The organism is Calothrix anomala FACHB-343, assembly GCF_014696435.1.
In the GTDB taxonomy this organism is placed as follows: domain Bacteria; phylum Cyanobacteriota; class Cyanobacteriia; order Cyanobacteriales; family Nostocaceae; genus Aulosira; species Aulosira anomala_A.
This window is the reverse complement of the sequence record NZ_JACJQG010000002.1, coordinates 184795-208585: the sequence shown is the minus strand read 5'-3', so window position 1 is coordinate 208585 and position 23791 is coordinate 184795. Positions and strand designations below refer to the sequence as shown.

Genomic DNA, 23791 nt, shown 5'->3' with positions numbered 1-23791 from the left:
TGGATAAAACTAGTATTAATGCTCAGGATTTTTGATTTAAAATCTTATATCCGCAATTGGTAGTAAAGGGATGTAGCAAATTGTTCTGCTCCTCAACCCCACACTTATGTTTATACGCGGATAATTTGAGGATCTTGTGAGGAAATAGGCGATCGCATTTCCTCTCATCCAGCAAATGAAAGACAACACTACAAGCAAACTATCCTGTTTTTTTGTAGTCTATTTATCTATGGTTCACACACTTAAGTGATTTGTTAAGCAATGTATATAAATGTGAATAATAGGTAAAAAAATTAACTTTCCTCACAAGTTCCTCACAATTGAAAATTATCGTGAATTCATCAAGAGTGTTTTTTTATTCCCACTATTTATTTCCCGATCTAAATTTTTCAATCGATTTTATAAAAAGGATTTCAAAAATATGAGTTACTGCCCTTGTTGTTCAGATTTACTATTACAACATGTACGCGGTTCAGATCTATACTGGTTTTGCCGCCGTTGTTGGCAAGAAATGCCAGTATTAGGGGAAATCAAATCCAATGCATTATTGGAAGATGTAGCAGAGGATTTACCCAAAGTAGTGGCGCACCGCAGAAATAATCATGCTGAGTTGGCTACGAATACACGTATTCGACGTAGCGGGTGGATAGGTATCCAAGATATCCCCGCTTAATAAATAAAGTCATTAGTCATTTGTCATTAGTCATTTGTCATTAGTCATTTGTCATTGGTAAAGATTTTCGGAGTATTGATGGTTTTTAAGATAGTTTAGTATATTTTGAAAGACTTACTTATAATCAATATTCTGAAGTCAATAGTTGATAAGTAAAAATTGATAACTCTTAACCAATGACTATTGTACAGACGCGATTCATCGCGTCTCTAATGACAAATGACCATTGACTTAATCTTCACTTTCTAATAATTGCTTGGCTTGCAACAATTTCTGCTGATGTTCTTCACTCACTGTTGGGTATTGCAAATTTAATTGTTGCAATTTTGTGCAAATTATATCTGCAACTACAAGGCGTGTGAACCATTTGCGATCGGCGGGAATAATATACCAAGGTGCCCATTCTGTGCTAGTGTGGCGAAAAGCATCTTCATAAGCACTCATATAATCATCCCAAAAAGCGCGTTCGCGGACATCATTAGCAGAAAATTTCCAATGCTTTTCTGGTGATTCAATGCGTTCTAAAAAGCGCTTTTTTTGTTCGGCTTTAGAAACGTTGAGGAAAAATTTCAGGATAATAATACCATTATTAAATAAATACTTTTCAAAATTATTGATTTCCTCAAAACGTTGTTGCCAAATTTGATTTCCTTTAGGAAATTTAGGAAGTTGCTGGTTTTGGAGAATTCCCGGATGTACGCGCACTACTAATACTTCTTCATAGTATGAGCGATTAAATATGCCAATACGGCCGCGTTCTGGTAAAGCTTTCATCGAACGCCAAAGGTAATCATGATCTAAGTCTTCGGCGCTGGGAGATTTAAAACTAAATACTTGACAACCTTGAGGATTAACACCAGACATCACATGTTTAATAGTGCTATCTTTACCCGCAGCATCCATTGCTTGAAAAATAATCAGCAATGCATAGGTATTTTGAGCGTAAAGAATATCTTGGTAATAAGCTAGTCTTTGAATATCTGCTTGAAGTTTGCCTTCTGCATCACTTTTTTGGTGATAATCAGCCTTATAAGCTGGATCGTATTGCTTTTGTAAAGAAATCTTTGCTCCGGGTTTAACAATAAAAGCCTCATGATTCATAAAAAAATGGCTCCTCAAGGTGCATTTACCCAGCCATATTTGGCATGATTCAATTATGAAAACTAGCCATCATAATTGCCGAGAATATTAGCGTTTAGGAAATTTGCGGATTTTGCGAATAGGACGCATGGTTTCTCTACCTAATATAAATAGTCCCGCTACACCTAAGCAAACAAACCACACATATTGATACCAAAATTTCTGCATTTGTTCAATTGAATTTACTTGAAAATTTAAGGTTTTCAAATGCAGTAATAATATAACTAACATCAACGCACCAAAACCGACAAAGCTTAAACCTACACGCATCCTCGCAGGGCGTAAATCAAAATCGCCAATTTCCTCTAAGTTAATTTCTGCTAACTCTTTTAAAGATTCATCAGCTAAAGATGAGGCTGTTTGTAATTTGTTACTTAACTTTGGTGGTAAAATTGGCGAGAGTTTTGCTACTGTGGGACGGCGTAGTAATGCCTCTGTATCTCGCAGCAGTTCCAAAGGCTTGCGAGCATCAGTAGATGGCAATTCCATGTTATCTGTAGCAGTGGTAGCAGTAGTTTTACCTTCAAAATCCATACATAGCAGGCCTTAGAGTGACTAGAATATTAATCAATAGCCTAGCGAATGACCTAGTAGCTATGCAAATAAAAGGCCGTCTCGAAGAAAAAATTGCGATCGCCATGTATGAGAGACAAGGGAGACAAGGGAGACAAGGGAGACAAGGAAGATATAACTCTTTCAAGCTAGTCCCTAGCCCCTAAAAGGTCGGGAAACGCTATATTTTATTCAAATAGTTGCATATCAGAAATAATTATGTCTTCTGCTCAAGATTTAGCACTGATATCAGAAGATGCACCAGAAGATGTTATATTTCCTCCTGGTGACTTATACAGTGATGAACCGCCTTTGGAAACCGAATTGCACTTGCGGCAAATACTGCTGTTGATTCAGTGTTTAGAATGGTGCTGGAAAGAGCGTCAAGATTTCTACGCTTGCGGTAATATGACAGTATATTACAGTCCCCGTCAGCGTAAATCTGAGCAGTTTCGAGGCCCTGATTTTTTTGTAGTTTTAAATAGCGATCGCAAAACGCGCAAAAGTTGGGTAGTCTGGGAAGAAGATGGTAAATACCCAAATGTCATTGTGGAAATTCTGTCTGATAAAACCGCAAGTACTGACAGAGGCTTGAAAAAGGAAATTTATCAAGATATTTGGCGGACTCCTGATTATTTTTGGTTTGACCCAGACAGTTTAGAATTTAAGGGATTTCATTTATTAGATGGTCGTTATCAACCATTACAAGCAAATGAAGCAGGTTTGCTGTGGAGTCAGCAATTAGAGCTATATTTAGGCGTTCATCAATCGAAATTGCGCTTTTTCACTGCTGATGGACAACTTGTACCCACACCGGAAGAAGTAGCACAGCAGGAACAGCAACAGCGCCAACAAGCTGAACAAGAACGCCAACAAGCACAACAGCAGCTTGCAGAAATGGAAGCTATGCTGGCTCGATATAAAGAAAGATTTGGGGAGTTACCAGAGTAAGGGACTTCCAACTAAACAAATATACTATCACTGTGTAGGCAGAGGGGCAGGGAGCAGGGAGCAGGGGGAAAAATAAAAATATCTTCTTTCGGAAATTGGATAATTTATTTTCTGGAAGTCTCTAACTAGAGTTTGATATAGCAATCCTATTTAATATGTAAACAAAAAGCACAAGGAAGATAAGTATTTGCGATCAATTTAGGATTGCTATCGCCTAATACCAATTTTAAAAAAGAATGCGACACATGGTAGGGGTATGGTAAGCCCATTGGTGTCAACTTAACGTGAAACCCTTTTGGTTGAGAAAGTTTTGCCCTCACCCTCAACCCCTCGCTTACCCAATAAACCGCCGTCACCCTAGAAGGGTGCGGCTAAATGAACAAAGCCCACCTTTGTGGGCTAAGAAAATTTAGCCCACAAAGGTGGGCTTTGTAACGTTAGCCCCAGGCTTACAGCCTGTGGGCGATCTGTTGGGTAAGCCAGAGAACTTAAGTTGACAGCAATGGGTATTACCATACCCTGAAGCGAAATCTATGATGTCTTAGTGTTTTTTATTTACCCAATTTGTTATCAAAACAAATGCGATCGCCAAAAACAATTAAGCCTAGCTACACAGTAGCTGATTGTCAAACATAGCCATTTTTGAGCAAGCAATATACTTTTTTATCTGCGGAAAACACTAAAATGAGTGCGTGATTTACCTAAATGAGTAGGTGATATGGCTTTTTACCTGCGGAAAACACTAAAATGAGTGCGCGATTTACCTAAATGAGAAAGCGATATGGCTTTTTAAGTAGGTGGAATGGTATTTTACTTGCGGAAAACACAATAATGAGAACTCGTTAAGCCTTAACGAGAAGGTGAAATGGCTTTTTGCTTACTTAAAATAGGAAAATGAGTACTTGATTGAGATAAATGAGAAAGCGAAATGCTTTTTTGTTGACGAAAAATTTAAAAATGAGTATTTAATATGTATAAATGATAAAGCTGGCGGATTTTGCGCAAAAAAATTGACTTTAGCCTTTTCCCCCCAAGAAAATCAAGTTCCTTGCTAATAGCCAAAGTCATCTAAAATTGATGTGTGGTAAAAACTAGTCAACAGTCAACAGTCAACAGTCAACAGTCAACAGCTATAAACTAGGATTCTCAGTCAGTACTTGATTGCAGAAGAGAGCGTTAAAGTACTGACTGAGTAACCATTCAATATTGTTTGCGAAAATCCTAGTAGTTTATCGCAGAGATAGCGATCGCGCTTTTACTTAAATAAAGCCAATTCGGTTAAGCGGCCAAAAGCGAAATGTCGCTCTACCAATGATATATTTTTGCGGTAAAAAACCCCAGTAGCGAGAGTCATTACTATCATTGCGATTGTCTCCCATGACAAAAAACTCGCCTTCGGGAACTGTGTGGGGTGAATAAGGACTATTTGCTGGTTCCGCAATGTAATCTTCTGCCAAAGCTTTACCATCTAAGTAAACTTTACCACCGGCAACGCTAACCGTTTCTCCTGGTTGACCAATGACACGCTTGATAAAAGCTTGGTCTTGAGGATATCCGCGCCGTTGTAGTTCTTCTGGTGGCTGAAAAACAACAATATCTCCAGTTTGGGGAGGGTGAAAACGGTAAGAGATTTTTTCTACCACCAAGCGATCGCCTGTATGTAATGTGGGTAACATAGAATCAGAAGGGATATAGCGCGGTTCGGCAATAAACGTGCGAATCGCAAATGCTAACACCAACGCGATCGCCATCAAAATCAAATTTTCTTGCCAACTACGCCATATTTTTGACGCCGCTGCAGTATCTTTCACATCACTTTCGTGAGTAGTCATAGAATTTTTCAGCCAGTTAAAAAAGTGGAACAAATACCTTGATTATTTTGATGCTCAAGGTATACTTGTAATCAAGCTGGGTTTTAAGCAATAACCCCGACAATTATTAATATATAGGGCTATCGCATCTACCAATTATAGGCAAAAGCGCTGATATTAACCTATAGCCTGTATATCTCGATACAAGGCAATTATTAGGTATAGTAAAAAGGTAATTAAAATACTGTTACCTAACTGTTGCAATTATAAGGCAAGGTTTTATAACATTCTGCGTTTAATTGTCTGATTCAGAAAAGTAAACTAGTTGCCGACTGGTGGCGCGATACAGCCAGTCGGTTTTTTCTTTGGTCAATGGTCAATGGTCAATGGTCATTTGTCAATGGTCAATGGTCATTTGTCAATGGTCATTTGTCATTTGTGATTTATTATTTTTTTGCTTGCGGCATTTTTATTAATAAAATAAAAATATGACTTTTCAATATAGTGATGCAATTGTCACGATAGCAACTGTTAACTTGGATGCTGTAGTGAGCTTCTATACAAGGCTTTTAGGGCAAAATCCTATATCTGTGATACCTAAAGTGTATGCTGAGTTTCAGTTATCTGGATTGCGGCTAGGTATTTTTAAACCCAAAAGCACAAATGAGGCAGAATTTGAAAGTGCAACCAAAAGTAAGATAAGTTTGTGTTTAGAGGTGAGTAACTTAGAAACAGCGATCGCTCATCTCACATCTTTGGGTTATCCACCACCGGGACAAATTGCGATCGCATCTCACGGTAGAGAAATCTATGCTTACGATCCTGATGGCAATCGTTTAATTTTACATCAAGCCACTAAACAAAGTTATTCCGAACAAACGACTAATGACTAATGACTATTGACCATTGACCATTGACTATTGACCAAGGACAAATAACAAAATGTCACTAACACAAAACTATAAATTAAACGTTATTCAATGGTATCCCGGCCACATAGCCAAGGCGGAAAAGAATCTCAAAGAACAGCTAAAGCGGGTAGATGTGGTACTAGAAGTCAGAGATGCGCGGATTCCCTTAGCGACACATCATCCGCAAATTGATGAATGGGTGGGGAGTAAAACGCGATTGTTAATATTGAATCGCCTAGATATGATTTCACCCCAAGTGCGATCGCTATGGGTAGACTACTTTAAACGCCAGGGAGAGGTAGTCTATTCTACCAATGCTCAACATGGTCAAGGTGTGCCGGCTGTGTTAAAAGCAGCACAAGCAGCTGGTGTAGAACTAAATCAAAGAAGACGCGATCGCGGAATGTTACCCCGTCCAGTACGTGCGGTAGTCATTGGTTTTCCCAATGTAGGGAAATCAGCCTTAATTAACCGCCTATTAGGAAAACGGGTAGTAGAAAGCGCAGCGCGTCCGGGTGTAACTCGTCAATTACGCTGGGTACGCATTTCCGATCAATTAGAATTATTAGATGCACCTGGTGTCATTCCCCTAAAATTAGAAGACCAAGAAGCCGCATTAAAATTAGCCATTTGTGATGATATTGGCGAAGCGTCTTATGATAATCAACTAGTAGCCGCAGAACTCGTTAATGTGCTGAATTATCTGCAAGATGTCGCTACAGAATTATTACCAAAAAAACCCTTAGAATCTCGCTATCAACTTGATTCTTCACCCCATACAGGCGAAGCATATTTACACCTTTTAGCCGAACATCGTTACAAAGGAGATGTAGAAAGAGCCGCCAGACAATTATTAACAGATTATCGTAAATGTTTACTCGGCGAAATCCCCTTAGAGCTTCCTCCGAACTAGAGAATAAGCACTTTTGATTGATTTTTGAGTAGCGAATGAGTCATAAAATGTGTAGGTTAGGTTTCGTTCCTCAGCCCAACCTATAATTTATCCTTAACTGAACCGTATTGAGACATAAAAGCGAAAAACCTCTGCGTACCTTTGCGTTAACCTTAGCCTACCTTTGCGTTAAAAAAAGCAAATCTTTGTACACCTCATAAATAAAAAAGTCCCCAACATAAAGCTGAGGACTCAACTTAAAATTAAGGTGCATCTACCATCTCTATATCCATCACAATTTTGTAGAATCGGGAAGAATTAGATTTATTACAGAAACTTTATAAAATCTCTTCTTAATCAAGACTTCAATACTGAAACTATCCCCCCTAGTGGTTGGCTTATTTCCCTGTTCCCTGTTCCCTGTTCCCTTTCATTTTTTGTAAATTAATATTACTCAAAATAAGCAATTACTCATTCTCCATAGTTTGCAACACCTTGAGATATAAATTTTCTACTCTCTGAATCTGTAACTCACCAAACGAAGCATAATTAAGCAAACCAGGAGAACCATTCACCTCAATTAAAGTATAATCTTCCATTGGCTGAGTAATATCACTAGTAATAATATCTACACCCGCTAAACGTAAACTCATATCCTTAGTAATATTAATAGCCAATTCTTGAAAATCTGGATGAATTTTTTCAGTTAAATCAACTGCTTCACCGCCACTTGATAAATTTGCATTGTCTAAAAGATAAACAATATTATTTTTTGGCAGTACAGTCTCAAAATTGAGCTTTTGTCTAGTTAACTTTTTTTGGATTCTAAAATCTTCTAAATCAATCAATCTTCTCCCACTTTGATTTAATTCAAGCTGTTTTTTTTGCAAAAGTTCACTAATAGTAGCTTGTCCATCACCAATGATAAATAAAGGTATTCTTTGATAGGTAATAAATACTTCATCATCTAGGACTACAACTCTGTAATCATTACCCAAATGAAATCTTTCAACAATCAAACCTGATGTAACTTGAAAAATTTTCTTAGCTACCTGATAATATTCGCGTTTATTATAAACCTTAGTTACCAAAGTACCTTGACTCAAATTAAGCGGCTTGACAATTACAGGAAATCCTAAATATTTAGCATATTCAAAGCCTTCATCAATATTTCTTAAAGTGTTAATTCTTTGACACAATTCCTGATTAAAAAATGTTTTACCTTCAGGAACTCTATAACCCAACTGCCTGAGAAAAAAGCTAGAACAACCTTTATCTTTAGCAATTTCTGCCGCACCAAAACCATTAATGTTGAATTGCGTTGACCGAAAAACAGTAGTTTTCCCGTTTTTAAAAGTAATGTGACCAGCAAATTTACATTCAGGATCGATTAATAATACCGCTCCGATTTGTTCAACAACTTTTTGCAGTATTGAGACGACAAATGGTGGTTTCATTTTTATAAATTATTAGTTTGCAACTGCAGGCAATCTACAAATTTAGACAACCTTTGGTCATGACAAATAATTCCAGAGAGGTCATCCTCGCTAAACGTACTCTGATACGTTGAGGTTTATTTGTAGTTTTATTAAAAATGCATGAAAAACGGACACATATATCTTCAAGTGTTATGTACTCAATTGTCAATCCTGGTCTTAGTCTCAAATTTATTCAGTAATTGACTCAAAATCTTGATTGATTCCTGCTTAATAAAGCATGAATGATACCTCTGACTACTAGGGGGTCACACCCATTGTAGTAGTTATCTGACAATGATTACCCCTAAAAATGCCCAGTCAAGCACAGACACTTTTTTGACAATCTCATGAGGGGTCTTACCCTTTATTTGCTACCAGTAGTTTAGCAAGTAGTAAACATAAAATTATTCAGCTTGTACCAAACATTTAACACTAAGTGTTGACAACCTAAAAATAATGTATTAATAAGGTTGCATCAAGAATTAAAAGGCGTTAGTGAAACATCCCCGCCAAGAGAATTACTAACGCCCTTGGCTTTAACTCGTAGGGATATCTCGACCATGCTACAAAATACCGATTACGATTCTTCCACAACAGAAAACCAAGCAAAAACTTACAGAAACCGCTTAAATGCTTGGGCAATCACTCGTATTAGTCCTGATGCAAAACCAGTGATTGTGGCTAGATTCCGCACTCGTTCTGATGCAGATGGGTATATGCGGCACTTACGCCAGGTAATGCCAAATACTACCTTTGAGATTATTGTTGATTATCAACGCGATGAAGCAGTTGCTAGCAGCTAAAAATATCAGATTTTAGCGATTATGTTTTACCTTAAGTAAGGATTTATCTGACTGAATGTTATTTTTAATATTTTGGATTTTGGCTCAAATAATTATTGCAACTAAAATCTAAAATCATTGAACTCGGTAAGAAACATCCTCAAGGATTTTTCACTAGCATTTGGCAATGAAAAAGGCGAACTTAATGTTCGCCTCTTCTCCAATAATGCTATGGTGTTGCTTAATTCATCGGAAAGCCTAAATTTTTGCTTCTTCTTTCACCAACTTATCCCAACCTAAATCTTTTAAGCTGTTATTGCGACGGAGGGGACGAGTTACCAATTCGAGAATGTCACGGGCATTGCCAAAGCCGTGAATTTGGGCAAAAGTGAACTCTACAGACCATTTAGTGTTAATTCCCCTAGCTTCCAGTGGGTTAGCATGAGCCATACCAGTAATGACTAAATCTGGCTTCAAGTCATAAATACGCTGAACTTGATTGTAATTATCTGGCTTTTCTACAATCTTAGGCAGAGGTACGCCCATTTCATGACAGGTTTGTTCTAATAGGGCTAACTCAGCAGCTTGATAGCGTTTATCCATGTAAGGAATGCCGATTTCGGGAACTGTCATCCCACAGCGCACCAAGAAGCGTGCTAAAGAAATTTCTAATAAGTTATCGCCCATGAAGAATACAGATTTGCCGCGAATTAGTTTGACGTATTCTTCTAAACCAGCCCAAATTTGCGCTTCTCGTTCATCCAAGCCTTTGGGGGTAATACCAAACACAGAGCAAATTTTTTCTACCCAAGCGCGAGTACCATCAGGGCCGATAGGGAAGGGTGCGCCAATCAGTTTGCATTTACGACGGCGCATTAAGGTTGTTGCAGTGCGGCTGAGGAAGGGGTTAACTCCAGAAACGTAATAGCCTTCTTCTAGAACTGGTAATTCAGTGAAGCGTTTTGCGGGTAACCAGCCAGAAACTTTAATACCTTGTTTTTTCAATTCTAGGGTTAACTGAGTTACCACAGGATCGGGAAGGGAACCGAAGAGTACCAATGGTGGATGATTGACATACTCAGCTTCTTCTTGAACTACTTCTTCTTTCTTTTTACCAAAGTTAAGCAGTTTAGAAATAGCGTTGCGTTCGTTTTTGTCTGTTTCGGCTACAGGCGCTTTATCAGGGCAGCGATTAGCCATTGCAGCTAAGACAGTATCTTCGCCTTGGGTAAAGGCATAATCTAGCCCATTGGCACGCGCTACAACAATGGGAATACCAATTTCACCTTCTAACTTGGGTGCTAAACCTTCCAAGTCCATTTTGATAATTTCTGTGGTGCAAGTGCCAATCCAGACAATTACACTAGGATTGCGATCGCGTTTTATTTGCAAGCACAATCGCTTTAATTCTTCATAATCGTTCAGCTGTGCCGAAATGTCTCCCTCTTCCAACTCTGCCATTGCATAACGGGGTTCGGCAAAAATCATTACCCCCATCGCGTTTTGTAGGAAGTACCCACAAGTTTTAGTTCCAATCACCAAAAAGAAACTATCTTCAATTTTTTGGTATAACCATGCTACGCAGCTAATTGGGCAGAAAGTGTGGTAATTTCCAGTTTCACACTCAAAGTTTAAAGCTTCTGGTTGTTGAGCGATAGTCATTTTGGTTGTTTCTCCCCTTGAATTTTAAAGCGAACAAGGCAGGTGAACATAGGGTAGGTATGTGGGGAAAGAATAATTCTTTCCCCAAATTCCCGTGATATGGCACATAGCACCAGCCAGCAATCCCTAAATTCAACAGGAACGCTAATAATTTAAGCGTTGGGGAAGAGACGGGCAATTTCGGAGTCATCAAAAACGCCAGCTGGCAGTTCTTCCCCTAAAAATTCGTTGTTATCATCACCCTTATGTAGTGCTGTTTCATCGCCCCAGACATCAGATAAAACATCGCTAAAGGCGTTATCTTCTGTTGAGTTCAACTCTTCAAGTACTTCATTATCTAACTTGATTTCTGATGCAACGGTTGTATCGAAAGAAATTTCGCCAAAATCTTCTAAATCTGCACTAGATGTATTTTGGAACTCGTTTTTTGTGTTTTGTCCGTTCAGTGCATTTTTGGTTGAAGTTGAATCAACAATGGTAAACTCTTGAGCGATCGCTGCATCAGCAAAGCTATTAAAATGAGCATTCATTGACTTTTCTTCTGGGAGATTTTCATCAATGATGGCTACTACATCATTATGGTAATTCTCTGGCTCTGCTTTAGGAATAAAGCTGTTACCAAGAGCCATGTCTGGGTCGAAATGTAAATCCAGTACTTCAATTAGGGTATCAGCGTCAGGATTCAGTTTAGAAAAAGGTAGCATTAACTGCGCTAATTTTGGTTCTAGCACGTTAACAACTCCCAGGATGAGGTAAGAAGGCGGTCGTTTCCCTCCATCAGGGGTATATACTGATTCCACCTGCATGTGGAGAGTAATCCAGTCACGATTTGTCTGGAAAAAAAGTAACCATTTTTGCTTTAACGATTCTGTAAAGCTATGAAAGAAAGTCATGAGATTTTCCCCATCCTGAGATTTTGATGATTTATACAATCATCAAGTCTAATTCCTCTTCCGGATTACGTACCTGGGGTTTACTCGGATTTAAATAAAAATCGGATAACAAAGAGAACAATTCTCTATCTTGAGCATCGTTAGGCACAACTCCTTCTGGTCGCGCCAAAATTTGGTCGGCAATATTGAGATAATAATCGCAAACGTAGTTTAAGGATGGGTCGGATTCTGCCATTTCAAATAAAGTCTTACCCTTAACTCGCGACACCCGAATATCTTCAATTAAAGGTAGAACTTCTAAAACTGGCATTGGCACTGCTTCTACATATTTCTCAATCAAATCGCGCTTGGAGGTGCGATTACCAATTAAACCTGCTAGGCGTAATGGGTGAGTTCTGGCTTTTTCCCTGACTGATGCAGCAATGCGATTGGCAGCAAATAAAGCATCAAAACCGTTATCTGTGACAATCATGCAGTAATCAGCATAGTTGAGTGGTGCTGCAAAACCGCCGCAAACAACGTCACCTAATACATCAAACAGAATTACATCGTACTCATCAAAGGCGTTGAGTTCTTTCAGTAATTTCACGGTCTCGCCAACTACGTAACCACCACATCCTGCACCAGCAGGCGGGCCACCAGCCTCAACACAATCAACGCCACCATATCCTTTATATATTACGTCTTCTGGCCAAACGTCTTCGTAGTGGTAATCCTTTTCTTGTAGGGTATCAATAATTGTGGGAATTAAAAAGCCTGTGAGGGTAAAGGTACTGTCATGTTTAGGATCGCAGCCAATTTGCAACACTTTCTTGCCGCGTTTTGCTAGGGCGACTGAGATGTTACAGCTTGTTGTGGATTTGCCGATTCCACCTTTTCCATAAACTGCTAGTTTCACTGCTTTTGCCTCTTATAGTTTATTGTCAAACTTTTAGCTGAAACATTTACCTTCACCTAGCCGGAGATGGCGATGCGTGAGGTCTTGTGTTTGTCATTATTGTCCAAATTCAACGGAAAATAAAGGGTCGTTAAATATGCAAAATGGTGCTAATTGAATTATAAGAGTTTAAAAATACATTTTTATATTTAAAAAACCTTAAAAAATTCCAAAAAGTCTTCAAAATCTCAAATTATCTATTTTGTAAATTTAAAAAATAAAAAGAGTTACAATACACAAAAATATTAAATTCAGTTTTGTCAATAGTTTTGATGAGTTTGGATGATGCTCATCTGACTATCTCAAAGTCAATATCAAGAGATCCCTGCTTCCGTTGTTCTGGTAGATATACAAGTCAGAAAGATTATTTATTTGCTTTAGCAAGGCTCTGAAGATGCAATTAATAGTAAAGCAAGCTTATTTAGGTATTTATGATGACTATGGCTAGAAAATACGATATTTTTCCCAGATTACATTGATTGTGATAGTTCTCAATTCTGTTTTGATAGCGCTTAAGCCTAGATATATATATAGTAGGTGAGATTTTCGCCAGCAACCTCGGCAAGAGAAGAAACCTGAAAATAGAGATAAAACGCCCGCCTATTTAGGCTGAAATAGTTACAGCATAAGCAGGCGGGCTTGATTTATTGAGAAAAATCTTTCAAGTTATGCGATCGCGATCGCGGAATTTTTGGTAAAAGTGCTTTTTATATGCAACAAATTATTAAATTTTGAGTGAGTGGGTATTGGGCATGGGGCATGGGGCATTGGGCATTGGGCATTGGGCAGAGACGCGATTAATCGCGTCTGTACAATTGTCTCTCTTGTCCCCTAGCTCTTACGCTAAGTCTTCGAGTTGTGCGATTTCTTTGAGTGGTTGCCAGCCCGCTTGCCATTGGGAGTTATCTTGTAATAATTTGGCGTTGAGCCAGAAGCGAACTTTTGGATCGCAAGCTGCAACCATTTCGGCGTAAACCCAATTACCTTGATTTTTGCGATTGACAACTTGGAAATGTCGCCAACCATCTACTTTTTGCTGGGCTGTCCATTTAGAACCCAGGAGGTAAGGAAATTTCTGTTTTTTAGGCATTTTTTATGAGTCAATATTCAATGGTCAATGGTCATTTGTTATTTATGTAACAAAATAAGTCCGTAGTCAGGACTTTAATCCTCGATTTTGAGGCACTAAAGTGATTACTACGAACTTAACAAAAGTTTATAGAAAAATGACTAGGCGATCGCAGCGACTTTATTTAATAAGCCTTGAAACATCCGCAAACCATCTTCACCGCCTAAAATTGGGTCAGATGCTCTTTCAGGATGGGGCATCATGCCTAAAACGTTGCCTTGGCGGTTACAAATCCCTGCGATGCTATTTAAGGAACCGTTGGGATTTTCACCTGCGTAACGGAATACTACTTGCCCGTTATCTTCTAATTCTGCCAGTGTGGCTTTATCTGCATAATATCGACCTTCGCCGTGGGCCACTGGTATGGTAATAATCTCACCAGCTGCGTAGCCTTGCGTCCAAGGTAAATCGGTACGCTCAACTTTTAACGGCAGGCGATCGCAAATAAAATGTAAATCCTGATTTCTCGTGAGAATTCCTGGTAACAAGCCTGCTTCTGTTAAGACTTGAAAACCATTGCAAATCCCCAAAACAAACTTACCCTTTTGGGCATGTTCTACAACTTGCTGCATAACTGGCGAAAAACGGGCGATCGCACCACAACGTAAATAATCCCCGTAACTAAAACCACCAGGGATGACAATCACATCTAAATCAGCAATATCAGTCTCTTGATGCCATACCATGCGAGTTGGTTGCCCAAGTACGTCTCTGGTTACATAGGCAACATCGCGATCGCAATTAGAACCGGGAAAAACAATTACACCAAATTTTGTCATTTGTCAATGGTCAATGGTCAATGGTCAATGGTCATTAGTCATTGGTCATTTGTTAGAGACGCGATTAATCGCGTCTGTACAATTTTCATTCATCCCCTTTGTCCTCCTTGTCCTCCTTGTCCCTAAAACACGCCTGTCTGTGTTTCGACTTCGATTAGTTCAAAACGATAATTTTCGATGACTGGATTGGCTAGCATTTGGTCGCAGATGCGATCCAAGTCTTGACGGGCTTTGGCTTCTTGGGTTGAGGTAATTGTCAATTCAATGTACTTTCCAATCCGTACTTGCTCTACGTTGTCGTATCCTAGTTGCTTGAGACCAGATTGCACAGCTACACCAGCTGGGTCTAAAACAGAAGGACGGAGTGTCACGAAAATTTTGGCTAAATACTTCCTTTGCATGGGCGATCGCTAAATGCTGCGATCGCTATACTATAACTTTCTGTTCCAACTGAGTAAAAATAAGATTATGAAGCGATTATAGTTAATTCATTCAGCGAGTCTATATGAGAGCTTCAACTCAAGCGCTAAATTAAAAAAATTATTTATGAGAGCTATACGCACCCGCAGTCAGGAGAGAATTCTAAATCTGTTGAAAACCATCAAGCAAGGAATTTCCGCACAAGATATATACGTGGAATTACGTAACCTTAATCAAAGTATGGGATTAGCAACAGTTTACCGCTCCTTAGAAGCCTTAAAACTAGAAGGAATGGTACAAGTACGGACTTTAGCTAATGGTGAAGCCTTATATAGTCTAGCGCAACAAGATAAACATCACCTCACCTGTTTGCAATGTGGTATCTCAATTCCCATTAATCAATGTCCAGTACATGACTTAGAAGATAAGTTAGAAGCTAATCATAAGTTTAAAATTTTTTACCATACTCTGGAGTTTTTCGGATTGTGTGACCAGTGTCAAAGTGAGCAAGCGGCGCAGATTGGTCATTAGAGACGCGATGAATCGCGTCTGTACAATTGTTATTTGTATTCCTGTTTTATAAATGGAAATGGGACAGGAGAAATTAGAAAAATAACAAGCCTGGTAATAACTTGATTGTATTGATTAATACGCTGACGACGATAAATTTCGCTGTCAGCTTTTTTAATGGCGAAAGCAAGAAAATGGGATTTTTTTTATACTGTTTTTCATCTGGAATTAGAGCGATCGCCTCAGAATAAATATGCATAAAATTAAAATTCTTGCTTGTGGTTTGCTTTATCTATCTTTTGGTAGTTTAAGTTATGCCTCTGAGGTGGTATATTCTGTTTCTTTAAGAGAAGTTACTACAGAAGAACTTTCCCAAACGCGATCGCCTGTTAGTAATCAAGCAAAAGATTTGCAGTCTGAATTACTCCTGACTGTTCCAGAAAAAACATTAGAGGAACTTCTACAAAAGCGGGCGCTTGATGGCGATTTCAGCGAAATTTTACCAACAAAAGTAAGACTTTCCCCATTACAAGCACCGCCAACTCAATTGCATAACTTGGAAACTGGTAACCAATTGCGACAGGGTGATGTTCAGATAGAAGGCGGTTTTTTACAAGTTCTACCAACAGATAATTCTATTTCAGGTACAGGTTTACAAACCTATCAGCTAAATATTGATTGGGGAATTACAGATAACTTACAAATAGGTTTTACAGGCGATATTTTTGATGATTATCTTAAATGTCCAGTTAGAAGTGAATGCCCTTACTTTACTACTGTCAGTTATGGGACTAAATTAAAATATCAACTTGTGAGAGATAATCATTGGGCTGTAGGTGTTGCAGGTACAGTTCAGTTGTTACATATATCGTCAAATACTGGAGTTTTTAATAATAGTCCCAATCAACCCTTTTTTGTTGCCAGACCAGTTGGCGCTTTGCAGTTACCAATTACTTATAAAGCTTCACCTACTTTGCAATTACACCTCACACCAGGAGTAGTTTTATTTCCCGAAAAAGTTGCTGGAGGAGATTTTTTTGGGACATTTTTTAATATTGGTACGGGGTTTAGTTGGCAAACATCTAAACGAGTAAATTTATTTGCAAATATTCAAACTCCTTTGGGGCCTGGAGGTAATACTTTTATTGCTAAAAATCGTTCGATTACCAGCAAATTACTCTGGACTGTTGGGATAGATTACGCTCTCAATCCCAGAATGGGAGCAGAGGTTTATGCTACTAACAGTTATGGCGCAACACCGACTACAGGCTTGTTAAGCTTTATTCCTGATGGCGAAGATTTATTATTAGGAGTTCGCTTCAAACACGCGATTGATTTTGGACAAGGGTATGCAGCTAATTTTACTAATAATCCCCCAATATTGCTTTCCGATCGCGATGGCTTCGCCGGCTATAGGCAACGCTCTTTACTATTTGATGGGTTGACACTTTCCAGTGCTAACACTCTACCAAGCGGACATTTCCAATTTAGAGGAGGGTTGGGTACAGGTGGTAGTTCTAGTTTTGCTCTAGCTTATGGTTTAACCGATGATTCACAACTAGAACTGACTGTAAATCAATTTGCGTCAAGCGATCGCTTTTCTGAAGAAGATATATCCGGGCCGGGAGTGAAAATTGGGGGTGCAATGAAACTTAAGTTCTTCGATCAAATCCGAGGCGATGGGCTTACCCTCAGTCTGAAGCTAGCCGGCATCAGTGAAACAGAGTTGCAAGGAGGTGGTATCAACGGGACTTTGTACGTAGAATTACCAATAGCTTATCAAATCAATTCCCAAACAGCCTTATCAATTAATCCTAAAGCAGCACTTTTTGGAGACACACAGCGTATAGGCTTCGGTATAGGAGTTAACCAAGCCATCGGGGATAATTTGCAATTGATTGGCGAATATACCCCCGTTTTCGATGGCAAAAGAAGTACTTGGAGTACAGGCTTGCGCTTTTTACCTGGTTCTGGCTTTGGCTTAGATTTATTTGCAGGTAATGCAATCGGGCAAAGTGGCTTAGGAACTCTAACCGCAGAACCTGACGGTACTAACTTTGGTTTCAGTATTAATTGGGGGATTTGATAATTGGGCATGGGGCATGGGGCATTGGGTGTTGGGCAGAGGCAGAGACGCGATTAATCGCGTCTCTACAATTGTTTTCGACTAACCGCGATGATTATTTACCCCTGGTATCTCCTGTCCATCTGCAACAATAGATTTGATGCCTTCTAGAGTGGCAGGAATAGTGCGGGGATCGATAAACATAACTTTGCTGCTATCGCTTTTACCAATTGTTGTGCCCATATCTAAATAACCCAAGGCAAATAGAACTTCTAAGGCTTTTTGGGCTTCGGGGTTGGTTTTAATTTTTTGGGCAATAATGTCTGCAGATTCAGCGATCGCTTGGGCTTTGAGAACTTGCTGCTGACGTTCGGCTTGTGCTTTCAAAACAATTGCTTTTTGTTCAGCTTCAGCTTGCAAAATCACCGATTTTTGACGGGCTTCTGCGTCGAGAACTTGGGCTTCGGCTTTACCTCTGGCGCTATTTACTGCTGATTCGCGATCGCCTTCTGAGGTTAAAATAGATGCTCTTTTTTTCCGTTCTGCTGACATCTGTAATTCCATCGATTCCTGTACTGCTTTTGATGGAATCAAATCTCGCAGTTCTACCCGTGTGACTTTCACACCCCAAGGATCGGTAGCAATATCCAAATCCCGCAAAAGAATCTCATTAATTTGGGAACGAGCAGTAAAGGTTTCATCTAACTCTAATTGTCCCATTTCCGAGCGGATTTGAGTTAGTACTAAATTCACCATTGCTGATTGGAGATTTTCTACTTTGTAATAAGCTTTCTCCATATCCATTATCCGCCAGTAAACTACAGCATCCACAGTGATAGAAACGTTATCACGGGTAATACATTGTTGTGGCGGAATATCTAAAACTTTTTCCCGAATCGTTTGTTTATAGACAATTTTATCTAGAAAAGGGGTTACTATATTCAGCCCTGGTTCTAGCTTTTTGTTATAGCTACCCAATCGTTCCACCAAAGCCTCATCGCCTTGATTAATCACCCTCACCGAACCAGCTAAAGCAGAACCACCAAGTGCCAAAAATACGAGCAACAAGAATTCTTGCATTGTAATTCTCCTAACTTTTTAATATTGAAATAATTAGAGATGGGTACAGGAGCATATAGGACAAGAAATTTTAGATTTTGCGACAATTCGGAGATAAGGCTTCAACACAGATTTGCGATGTTGCATTCTAATCCAAAATCCAAAATCCAAAATCCAAAATTGTTTCTATGCCCCATGCCCCATGCCCAATGCCCAATGCCCCATACTTATGAATGCAACAAATTTTCCGGCATCACAATTAAGGTTGTGCCTTCTCTACGAACGACATAAACTCTTTGATGGGATGAGATGCTGAGTTTGTCATCATCACATCTTGCTTGCCAAGAATTTCCTTCGTATAATACTCGCCCTGTTTTTCCTGCCGGAATTTCTGTTAAAGTTTCAGCTGTAATTGCATTTTGGATTTTTGTGTTGCGTCGTCGCGGTTGCACAAATCGGCGGGAACCGAAAACTAGTAATGTAGACAAAAACAGCCAAGCGAAAACTTGCAGCCACACACTACTTAAAACAAACCGAGACAGTAGCGCCACGATAAAGGCGCTAATTCCCATCATGAAAGCGACAAAAGCAGACGGTAAGAACAGTTCCATTAAACACAAAACTGATCCTGCTAAGAGCCAGATTACGGTATAACTTGGCATAGCGCCATCCTAGACACTACATTTATGTAAATCTCTTTCTCTTACTAGATCCACCCTCTGGCTTAGTGTTTACGGAAAGCTAAATATGGTATTTTAACCATCAATTTTGATGAATTTCAGTAACAAGTTGTAGCCAAGGGTACACAGAAACAGTCTATTCTAGCCTTCGAGTATTTGCCAGGTATATTTAATCGAAATTAATGTGATGAAATTAATGAGTTTATGATTACTACCGAACGGATCGTTTATTGCATCAATCCAGACTGTACAAACCCGGTTAATCCTTTGAATAATCGTGTTTGTGCTAATTGCCAAACAGCCTTAGTGCATCGCTATCTGTGGGCTACTGGTGCATCAGCCGCAAAAATTGCCCCTGGTACAACTGTAGCAAATAGATATGAGGTAATTACTCATCAAATTTGGTTAGATACACAACCAGGGCTACTACCAGAGATTCCCACAGAATTACCACAGGCTGTGATTCCTTATCTCCGATTATATTATGAGCGATCGCACTTGCCCCAAGCTTACGGTTATGTACGCGCGGCTGAGGGTAATGGGGATGAGATTTTATTGCTAGAAAACGTTCCCATAGCCGAGAATGGTAAGCTTTATCCAGCGATCGCAAATGCTTGGGAACAATCCACGGCGGTTAGACAAGTTTACTGGCTATGGCAAATTCTCCAACTTTGGCAACCTTTATTAGAACAAGGTGTAGCCAGCAGTTTACTCATGTCTAACAACCTGCGGGTACAAGGTTGGTGCGTGCGGCTTTTGGAACTACACCAGACTACACAAAGCCTGAGTTTAAAAGATTTGGGTGAATCTTGGCAACCTTTACTCAGTTCTGCTAAAACTGCGATCGCTTCAGGTTTACAAAATATCGTCAAGCAGATGTTTACCCCAGAAGTTGAGTTTGAAACAATCGCTAATCAACTCAACACCTTATTACTCTCATCTGCCGCAGAATTACCATTAAATTTGGAACTAGCAGGCGCAACCGATGCGGGAATCGTCATGACGCGCAATGAAGATGCTTGCTTTCCAGCGAATTCTGACGATCTCAAAGATCCATTAATCCCCCATTTATCAATTGTTTGTGATGGTATTGGCGGACATCAAGGCGGTGAAGTAGCCAGTCAATTAGCAGTACAGTCAATAAAATTGCAGGTTCGTGCCTTATTTTCCGAGTTAACCACACAAACTGAACTAACTACCCCCGATTTGTGGATAGATCAACTAGAAGCTAGCTTGCGGGTAGTAAATAACGTCATTTGTGCCAGTAACGACGCCGAAAATCGCCAAGGTAGAGAACGTATGGCGACAACCTTGGTAATGGCGTTACAAATACCCCAAAGAATCCCCGCCAAATCAGCTAAAGGATCGGCAACTACCCATGAACTTTACTTAGCTAGTGTGGGGAATAGCCGTGCTTATTGGATTACACCAAATTACTGTCAATTACTCACAGTAGATGATGATGTTGCCGCGCGAGAAGTGCGTCACGCCCGCAATTTTTATCGTCAAGCCTTAATGCGATCGGATGCAACCGCCCTAACTCAAGCCTTGGGAACCAGAGATGCAGACGCTCTGCGGGTGCAAATCAAGCGGTTTATATTAGAGGAAGATGGCATATTATTGTTGTGTTCTGATGGCTTAAGTGACCATGACTGGGTTGAACAATCATGGCGAAGTTTTGCCTTAAAAGTGCTGAACAAGCAACTAGATATCGAAGACGCCGTACAGCGTTGGATTAAGTTTGCCAATCAGAAAAATGGCTATGATAATACATCAATAGTTATGACTCTGTGCAACGTATCCCGCGAATACTACGTTTCTTTAACTTATGCACAGCCTCAAGTAGAAATTATTGAAATAGAAACGCCAGAAGACTACTCTTTAGAGGAAAGTTCGCCCGTACTCATCGATTTGGATATTACTCCAGAACCAGAACTAACCCCAGTTCAACAACCAAGGCGACGTAAATCTTTAGTCATCATTGGGGCATTATTGATAGTTTTGGGTAGCACAACATTAGGATTATTACTGTGGTGGCAACTTCAGCCCCAATCATTCCAACAAATGTGTCGCCAACTTCCCCCAGGATTGCAGTCTCTATGTTCTTCAAATAATGAATAGGGCATTGGGCATTGGGCATTGGGCATTGGGCATTGGGCATGGGGCAGAGACGCGATGAACCCTTGTCTGTACAATTTTCCGGGAGCATCCCAAATGTGAAAAAACGCCCTCACCCTATAAGGGTGGGGCTAGAAATACGAAGCCTGCCTTCGCAGGCTAAAAGTTTGATAGCCTGCGAAGGCAGGCTTTGTTGGTATAGCAATACCCTTGAGGGTATTGCGTCAAAATTGGGATGCTCCCAATTTTCCCCCTTGTCCCCCTGCCCCCCCGCGTCCCTAATGCAACAACAACGCGCCTTGCGGGGAAAGTGTCATCTTGTTGTAAAATTGAACTTGGCGTGAAACCGCGCTATAAGAGCTAAAACGGGTTTTCCTAGCCCGTGAGGCCGCTCATCCTCAAACAAAGCGCCTCTGAGACACCTCTAAAAGTGGACAAGTGCAGTGAGGAATCAATGATGGTAAGGGTTTTTCTAACCATCAGCTAGCCATATTGGTAAACCCTATCTTAAACAAACTCATTGTTAGAGTTTGTTTAACTATGGGAAGATAAAAAGTTAATTGACAGTCAAAGGATTAGACCTGTTGCTAAAACGCTAGGTGAATCTAGTGTTATGAATCGATTAGCTACAAAGCCTGCATGGGCAGGCTTTGTTCGTATAGCAGTTACGAATGCACTCAACAGCCAGTCTGTGCGGATGAGATGCGCAGCGTGACTGTTAACAGCAGTCTATTTTTCAAAAAAGCAAGTTCAGTGAGGGACGGCTGTGGAGATAGTTGTGGACAAGGAAAAGCTAGGTGTAAATGTTGTTATGAAAGTTGGCGATCGCGTTCGTGTTAAAGAGTCGGTAGTAGTTTACCATCATCCTGAACATCGCGGTCAGGCTTTTGACCTCAAAGGCTCAGAAGGCGAAATTTCAGCTATTGTTACCGAATGGCAAGGTAGACCTGTTAGTGCTAATTTGCCATTCTTAGTTCAGTTTAGTAAAAAGTTTAAAGCCCATCTCCGTGAAAATGAATTAGAAGTCATCTAATTTCTTTAAGAGCGGCGAAACCAGCTTAGAATATTTAGTTCGCCGCGCATTTTTTCTAGTTCTTGTCGATGACGGATTGCTGTTGTGTAATACCAATCACAATGCTGCCGAAATTCCGAGCGCTCCCTAACTTCATGGTAAAACTGGTGAGTTGTCTGATACGTGGCAAAAGTTTCGTCAACTTCGCTGGGTGTTGCGGGGACAATATACGGTAAATTTTTAGACATAATGTCAGGAAGTGCTGAGTCCTGAGAAATTTAAAATTAAAACTCTGTAACTACTGAAATTATAGCGATTGCAAATTGAACTTCTCAAAATACCTATACTAAACTGTTCGCATTTAAAGTGTATATTTCGCGTTAAGGTTGTCAAAAGTCCAGAGTCAAGGGTCAAATGTCACCTTGGACTTTTGACTCTTGACCCTGGACAGCCCTAACGCGAAGATATTGGATCTAGGCATGTAATAGCTTATTTACTTAACTCAAAGCCAACCGCGCAAGCTATAGATAAAAAGACCAACGTATTCTTTTAATGCCCTGGTAAATTTGTCTAAATTGTCGCTATCAGGTAATAAATTGAGGATAGCGGCTTTGGGGCTACTGCCAAGTTCTTGCATTTCGCTACGACTGACAAGAAAGTCGGTAGGTGCAGGAATCGCTGCAATTCCTTGACGCTGGAAAATTTTGAGCGATCGCGGCATGTGCATTGCCGAAGTGATTAATAATACTTGATTAATATTGCGGGATTGTAAAATCTGCTTGACATTTACCGCATTTTGATATGTATTCAGCGAATCAGGTTCTTGAACGATCGCCTCAGCAGGTATACCCAGGGAGGTGAGAATATTGGACATATCTGCTGATTCTGAGTCACCGCTACCCCGCCAATCGATTCTCCCACCACTGAGGATGATTAAAGGCGCTTTTTGCTGACGATAGAGTTGAGCAGCATAAATTACGCGATCGCCTTGTTCGCTTAAATCCGCACCAGGACGCGGCCAAAAAGCCGATTTAGTCGCACCACCTAAGACTACAATTGCTTGTGCTTGAGGTATTTGGCTAGTTGCAGTATTTTGCCATTCAAGCGATCGCACCAACCATTGAGAAACCCAAGCATTACTGCAAAATAACAATAAAATTAAAGCCACAGCTATAGCAACAGCTGCGGTGCGTGGTCGTTTCCATAACGTAATCAAAGCTACCACCAAACTAATCGAAGCTAATCCCAAAGGATAGAAAAATAGCGGTAGTAACTTAGAAAGATATAAAAACATAACAGAGGCTAGGGGCTAGAGGCTAGGATAACAATTGTACAGA

25 protein-coding genes are annotated in these 23791 nt (G+C 39.9%); 10 read left to right on the top strand and 15 right to left on the bottom strand.

Annotation, left to right across the window (positions count from 1 at the left end; genetic code table 11):
* The first annotated feature begins 421 nt into the window (after positions 1-421).
* Positions 422-673, top strand: a complete 252-nt coding sequence (locus tag H6G08_RS01690; protein WP_190538564.1) for a hypothetical protein — start codon at positions 422-424, stop codon at positions 671-673.
* 231 nt (positions 674-904) lie between these two features.
* Here H6G08_RS01690 and H6G08_RS01685 read toward each other — a convergent pair whose 3' ends face one another.
* A complete protein-coding gene (locus H6G08_RS01685; RefSeq protein WP_190538563.1) occupies positions 905-1774 on the bottom strand; it encodes a polyphosphate kinase 2 family protein in 870 nt (289 codons plus the stop codon).
* 87 nt (positions 1775-1861) lie between these two features.
* Complete coding sequence (locus H6G08_RS01680; protein ID WP_190538562.1) at positions 1862-2347, bottom strand: hypothetical protein; 486 nt, start codon at positions 2345-2347, stop codon at positions 1862-1864.
* 62 nt (positions 2348-2409) lie between these two features.
* On the opposite strand from H6G08_RS01680, the gene H6G08_RS38015 reads away from it, so the two are divergent.
* Positions 2410-2532, top strand: coding sequence for a hypothetical protein (locus tag H6G08_RS38015; RefSeq protein ID WP_277877787.1), 123 nt, complete (start codon positions 2410-2412; stop codon positions 2530-2532).
* Between the two features lie 52 nt (positions 2533-2584).
* The gene (locus tag H6G08_RS01675; protein ID WP_190538561.1) at positions 2585-3316 is read left to right on the top strand and encodes a Uma2 family endonuclease; all 732 of its coding nucleotides are present in this window, start codon (positions 2585-2587) and stop codon (positions 3314-3316) included.
* Between the two features lie 1259 nt (positions 3317-4575).
* On the opposite strand, the gene lepB is transcribed toward H6G08_RS01675, so the two are convergent.
* Positions 4576-5148 (bottom strand): signal peptidase I, encoded by a 573-nt coding sequence (gene lepB / locus H6G08_RS01670; RefSeq protein ID WP_190538560.1) that lies wholly within the window; start codon positions 5146-5148, stop codon positions 4576-4578.
* 467 nt (positions 5149-5615) lie between these two features.
* On the opposite strand from lepB, the gene H6G08_RS01665 reads away from it, so the two are divergent.
* Together H6G08_RS01665 and ylqF are read left to right on the top strand one after the other, a co-directional pair.
* Positions 5616-6020: a VOC family protein gene (locus H6G08_RS01665; protein WP_190538559.1), complete on the top strand. Its 405-nt coding sequence runs from the start codon at positions 5616-5618 to the stop codon at positions 6018-6020.
* A 49-nt stretch (positions 6021-6069) separates the two neighbouring features.
* Positions 6070-6951: a ribosome biogenesis GTPase YlqF gene (gene ylqF, locus H6G08_RS01660; RefSeq protein ID WP_190538558.1), complete on the top strand. Its 882-nt coding sequence runs from the start codon at positions 6070-6072 to the stop codon at positions 6949-6951.
* Between the two features lie 446 nt (positions 6952-7397).
* Here ylqF and H6G08_RS01655 read toward each other — a convergent pair whose 3' ends face one another.
* Complete coding sequence (locus H6G08_RS01655; protein WP_190538557.1) at positions 7398-8387, bottom strand: cyanophycin synthetase; 990 nt, start codon at positions 8385-8387, stop codon at positions 7398-7400.
* 491 nt (positions 8388-8878) lie between these two features.
* Between H6G08_RS01655 and H6G08_RS01650 the strand changes: the two genes are divergently transcribed.
* Complete coding sequence (locus H6G08_RS01650) at positions 8879-9211, top strand: hypothetical protein (protein ID WP_313940872.1); 333 nt, start codon at positions 8879-8881, stop codon at positions 9209-9211.
* 237 nt (positions 9212-9448) lie between these two features.
* Here H6G08_RS01650 and H6G08_RS01645 read toward each other — a convergent pair whose 3' ends face one another.
* The 6 genes from H6G08_RS01645 to purS form a co-directional block, all read right to left on the bottom strand.
* Complete coding sequence (locus H6G08_RS01645) at positions 9449-10852, bottom strand: ferredoxin:protochlorophyllide reductase (ATP-dependent) subunit N (protein WP_190538556.1); 1404 nt, start codon at positions 10850-10852, stop codon at positions 9449-9451.
* A gap of 152 nt (positions 10853-11004) precedes the next feature.
* Positions 11005-11745, bottom strand: a complete 741-nt coding sequence (locus H6G08_RS01640; protein WP_190538555.1) for a DUF5331 domain-containing protein — start codon at positions 11743-11745, stop codon at positions 11005-11007.
* A gap of 31 nt (positions 11746-11776) precedes the next feature.
* Positions 11777-12643 (bottom strand): ferredoxin:protochlorophyllide reductase (ATP-dependent) iron-sulfur ATP-binding protein, encoded by an 867-nt coding sequence (gene bchL / locus H6G08_RS01635; RefSeq protein WP_096642900.1) that lies wholly within the window; start codon positions 12641-12643, stop codon positions 11777-11779.
* 877 nt (positions 12644-13520) lie between these two features.
* Positions 13521-13772, bottom strand: coding sequence for a TIGR02450 family Trp-rich protein (locus tag H6G08_RS01630; RefSeq protein WP_190538554.1), 252 nt, complete (start codon positions 13770-13772; stop codon positions 13521-13523).
* Positions 13773-13912: 140 nt separating this feature from the next.
* A complete protein-coding gene (gene purQ / locus H6G08_RS01625) occupies positions 13913-14590 on the bottom strand; it encodes a phosphoribosylformylglycinamidine synthase subunit PurQ (RefSeq protein WP_190538553.1) in 678 nt (225 codons plus the stop codon).
* A gap of 122 nt (positions 14591-14712) precedes the next feature.
* Positions 14713-14991: a phosphoribosylformylglycinamidine synthase subunit PurS gene (purS, locus tag H6G08_RS01620; protein ID WP_096642903.1), complete on the bottom strand. Its 279-nt coding sequence runs from the start codon at positions 14989-14991 to the stop codon at positions 14713-14715.
* A 145-nt stretch (positions 14992-15136) separates the two neighbouring features.
* Between purS and H6G08_RS01615 the strand changes: the two genes are divergently transcribed.
* The gene (locus H6G08_RS01615; RefSeq protein WP_190538552.1) at positions 15137-15541 is read left to right on the top strand and encodes a Fur family transcriptional regulator; all 405 of its coding nucleotides are present in this window, start codon (positions 15137-15139) and stop codon (positions 15539-15541) included.
* A 73-nt stretch (positions 15542-15614) separates the two neighbouring features.
* Here H6G08_RS01615 and H6G08_RS01610 read toward each other — a convergent pair whose 3' ends face one another.
* The gene (locus H6G08_RS01610; RefSeq protein WP_190538551.1) at positions 15615-15779 is read right to left on the bottom strand and encodes a hypothetical protein; all 165 of its coding nucleotides are present in this window, start codon (positions 15777-15779) and stop codon (positions 15615-15617) included.
* Here H6G08_RS01610 and H6G08_RS01605 point away from each other — a divergent pair.
* On the top strand, positions 15774-17606 hold the full coding sequence (locus H6G08_RS01605) for a DUF5777 family beta-barrel protein (RefSeq protein WP_190538550.1): 1833 nt from the start codon (positions 15774-15776) through the stop codon (positions 17604-17606). The genes H6G08_RS01610 and H6G08_RS01605 overlap by 6 nt on opposite strands.
* A gap of 81 nt (positions 17607-17687) precedes the next feature.
* Here the strand turns inward: H6G08_RS01605 and H6G08_RS01600 are convergent, their stop codons facing one another.
* Positions 17688-18665, bottom strand: coding sequence for an SPFH domain-containing protein (locus tag H6G08_RS01600; protein WP_190538549.1), 978 nt, complete (start codon positions 18663-18665; stop codon positions 17688-17690).
* A 206-nt stretch (positions 18666-18871) separates the two neighbouring features.
* On the bottom strand, positions 18872-19306 hold the full coding sequence (locus tag H6G08_RS01595) for an NfeD family protein (protein WP_190538548.1): 435 nt from the start codon (positions 19304-19306) through the stop codon (positions 18872-18874).
* Positions 19307-19528: 222 nt separating this feature from the next.
* On the opposite strand from H6G08_RS01595, the gene H6G08_RS01590 reads away from it, so the two are divergent.
* Both H6G08_RS01590 and H6G08_RS01585 read left to right on the top strand, forming a co-directional pair.
* Entirely contained in the window at positions 19529-21445 is a 1917-nt protein-coding gene (locus H6G08_RS01590) for a PP2C family protein-serine/threonine phosphatase (protein WP_190538547.1), read from the top strand.
* A gap of 808 nt (positions 21446-22253) precedes the next feature.
* On the top strand, positions 22254-22475 hold the full coding sequence (locus H6G08_RS01585; RefSeq protein ID WP_190538592.1) for a ferredoxin-thioredoxin reductase variable chain: 222 nt from the start codon (positions 22254-22256) through the stop codon (positions 22473-22475).
* A 5-nt stretch (positions 22476-22480) separates the two neighbouring features.
* On the opposite strand, the gene H6G08_RS01580 is transcribed toward H6G08_RS01585, so the two are convergent.
* Entirely contained in the window at positions 22481-22702 is a 222-nt protein-coding gene (locus H6G08_RS01580; RefSeq protein WP_190538546.1) for a hypothetical protein, read from the bottom strand.
* Positions 22703-22956: 254 nt separating this feature from the next.
* Positions 22957-23748 carry a YdcF family protein gene (locus tag H6G08_RS01575; RefSeq protein ID WP_190538545.1) on the bottom strand — a complete coding sequence of 264 codons (792 nt, stop codon included), beginning with the start codon at positions 23746-23748 and terminating at the stop codon, positions 22957-22959.
* Positions 23749-23791 lie beyond the last annotated feature (43 nt).

Excerpts from the sequence above, each read along its gene's own strand:
- H6G08_RS01690 (WP_190538564.1), top strand. The coding sequence starts at position 422 with ATGAGTTACTGCCCTTGTTGTTCAGATTTACTATTACAACATGTACGC.
- H6G08_RS01685 (WP_190538563.1), bottom strand. The coding sequence starts at position 1,774 with ATGAATCATGAGGCTTTTATTGTTAAACCCGGAGCAAAGATTTCTTTA.
- H6G08_RS01680 (WP_190538562.1), bottom strand. The coding sequence starts at position 2,347 with ATGGATTTTGAAGGTAAAACTACTGCTACCACTGCTACAGATAACATG.
- H6G08_RS38015 (WP_277877787.1), top strand. The coding sequence starts at position 2,410 with ATGCAAATAAAAGGCCGTCTCGAAGAAAAAATTGCGATCGCCATGTAT.
- H6G08_RS01675 (WP_190538561.1), top strand. The coding sequence starts at position 2,585 with ATGTCTTCTGCTCAAGATTTAGCACTGATATCAGAAGATGCACCAGAA.
- lepB (WP_190538560.1), bottom strand. The coding sequence starts at position 5,148 with ATGACTACTCACGAAAGTGATGTGAAAGATACTGCAGCGGCGTCAAAA.
- H6G08_RS01665 (WP_190538559.1), top strand. The coding sequence starts at position 5,616 with ATGACTTTTCAATATAGTGATGCAATTGTCACGATAGCAACTGTTAAC.
- ylqF (WP_190538558.1), top strand. The coding sequence starts at position 6,070 with ATGTCACTAACACAAAACTATAAATTAAACGTTATTCAATGGTATCCC.
- H6G08_RS01655 (WP_190538557.1), bottom strand. The coding sequence starts at position 8,387 with ATGAAACCACCATTTGTCGTCTCAATACTGCAAAAAGTTGTTGAACAA.
- H6G08_RS01645 (WP_190538556.1), bottom strand. The coding sequence starts at position 10,852 with ATGACTATCGCTCAACAACCAGAAGCTTTAAACTTTGAGTGTGAAACT.
- H6G08_RS01640 (WP_190538555.1), bottom strand. The coding sequence starts at position 11,745 with ATGACTTTCTTTCATAGCTTTACAGAATCGTTAAAGCAAAAATGGTTA.
- H6G08_RS01630 (WP_190538554.1), bottom strand. The coding sequence starts at position 13,772 with ATGCCTAAAAAACAGAAATTTCCTTACCTCCTGGGTTCTAAATGGACA.
- purQ (WP_190538553.1), bottom strand. The coding sequence starts at position 14,590 with ATGACAAAATTTGGTGTAATTGTTTTTCCCGGTTCTAATTGCGATCGC.
- purS (WP_096642903.1), bottom strand. The coding sequence starts at position 14,991 with ATGCAAAGGAAGTATTTAGCCAAAATTTTCGTGACACTCCGTCCTTCT.
- H6G08_RS01615 (WP_190538552.1), top strand. The coding sequence starts at position 15,137 with ATGAGAGCTATACGCACCCGCAGTCAGGAGAGAATTCTAAATCTGTTG.
- H6G08_RS01605 (WP_190538550.1), top strand. The coding sequence starts at position 15,774 with ATGCATAAAATTAAAATTCTTGCTTGTGGTTTGCTTTATCTATCTTTT.
- H6G08_RS01610 (WP_190538551.1), bottom strand. The coding sequence starts at position 15,779 with ATGCATATTTATTCTGAGGCGATCGCTCTAATTCCAGATGAAAAACAG.
- H6G08_RS01600 (WP_190538549.1), bottom strand. The coding sequence starts at position 18,665 with ATGCAAGAATTCTTGTTGCTCGTATTTTTGGCACTTGGTGGTTCTGCT.
- H6G08_RS01595 (WP_190538548.1), bottom strand. The coding sequence starts at position 19,306 with ATGCCAAGTTATACCGTAATCTGGCTCTTAGCAGGATCAGTTTTGTGT.
- H6G08_RS01590 (WP_190538547.1), top strand. The coding sequence starts at position 19,529 with ATGATTACTACCGAACGGATCGTTTATTGCATCAATCCAGACTGTACA.
- H6G08_RS01585 (WP_190538592.1), top strand. The coding sequence starts at position 22,254 with ATGAAAGTTGGCGATCGCGTTCGTGTTAAAGAGTCGGTAGTAGTTTAC.
- H6G08_RS01580 (WP_190538546.1), bottom strand. The coding sequence starts at position 22,702 with ATGTCTAAAAATTTACCGTATATTGTCCCCGCAACACCCAGCGAAGTT.
- H6G08_RS01575 (WP_190538545.1), bottom strand. The coding sequence starts at position 23,748 with ATGTTTTTATATCTTTCTAAGTTACTACCGCTATTTTTCTATCCTTTG.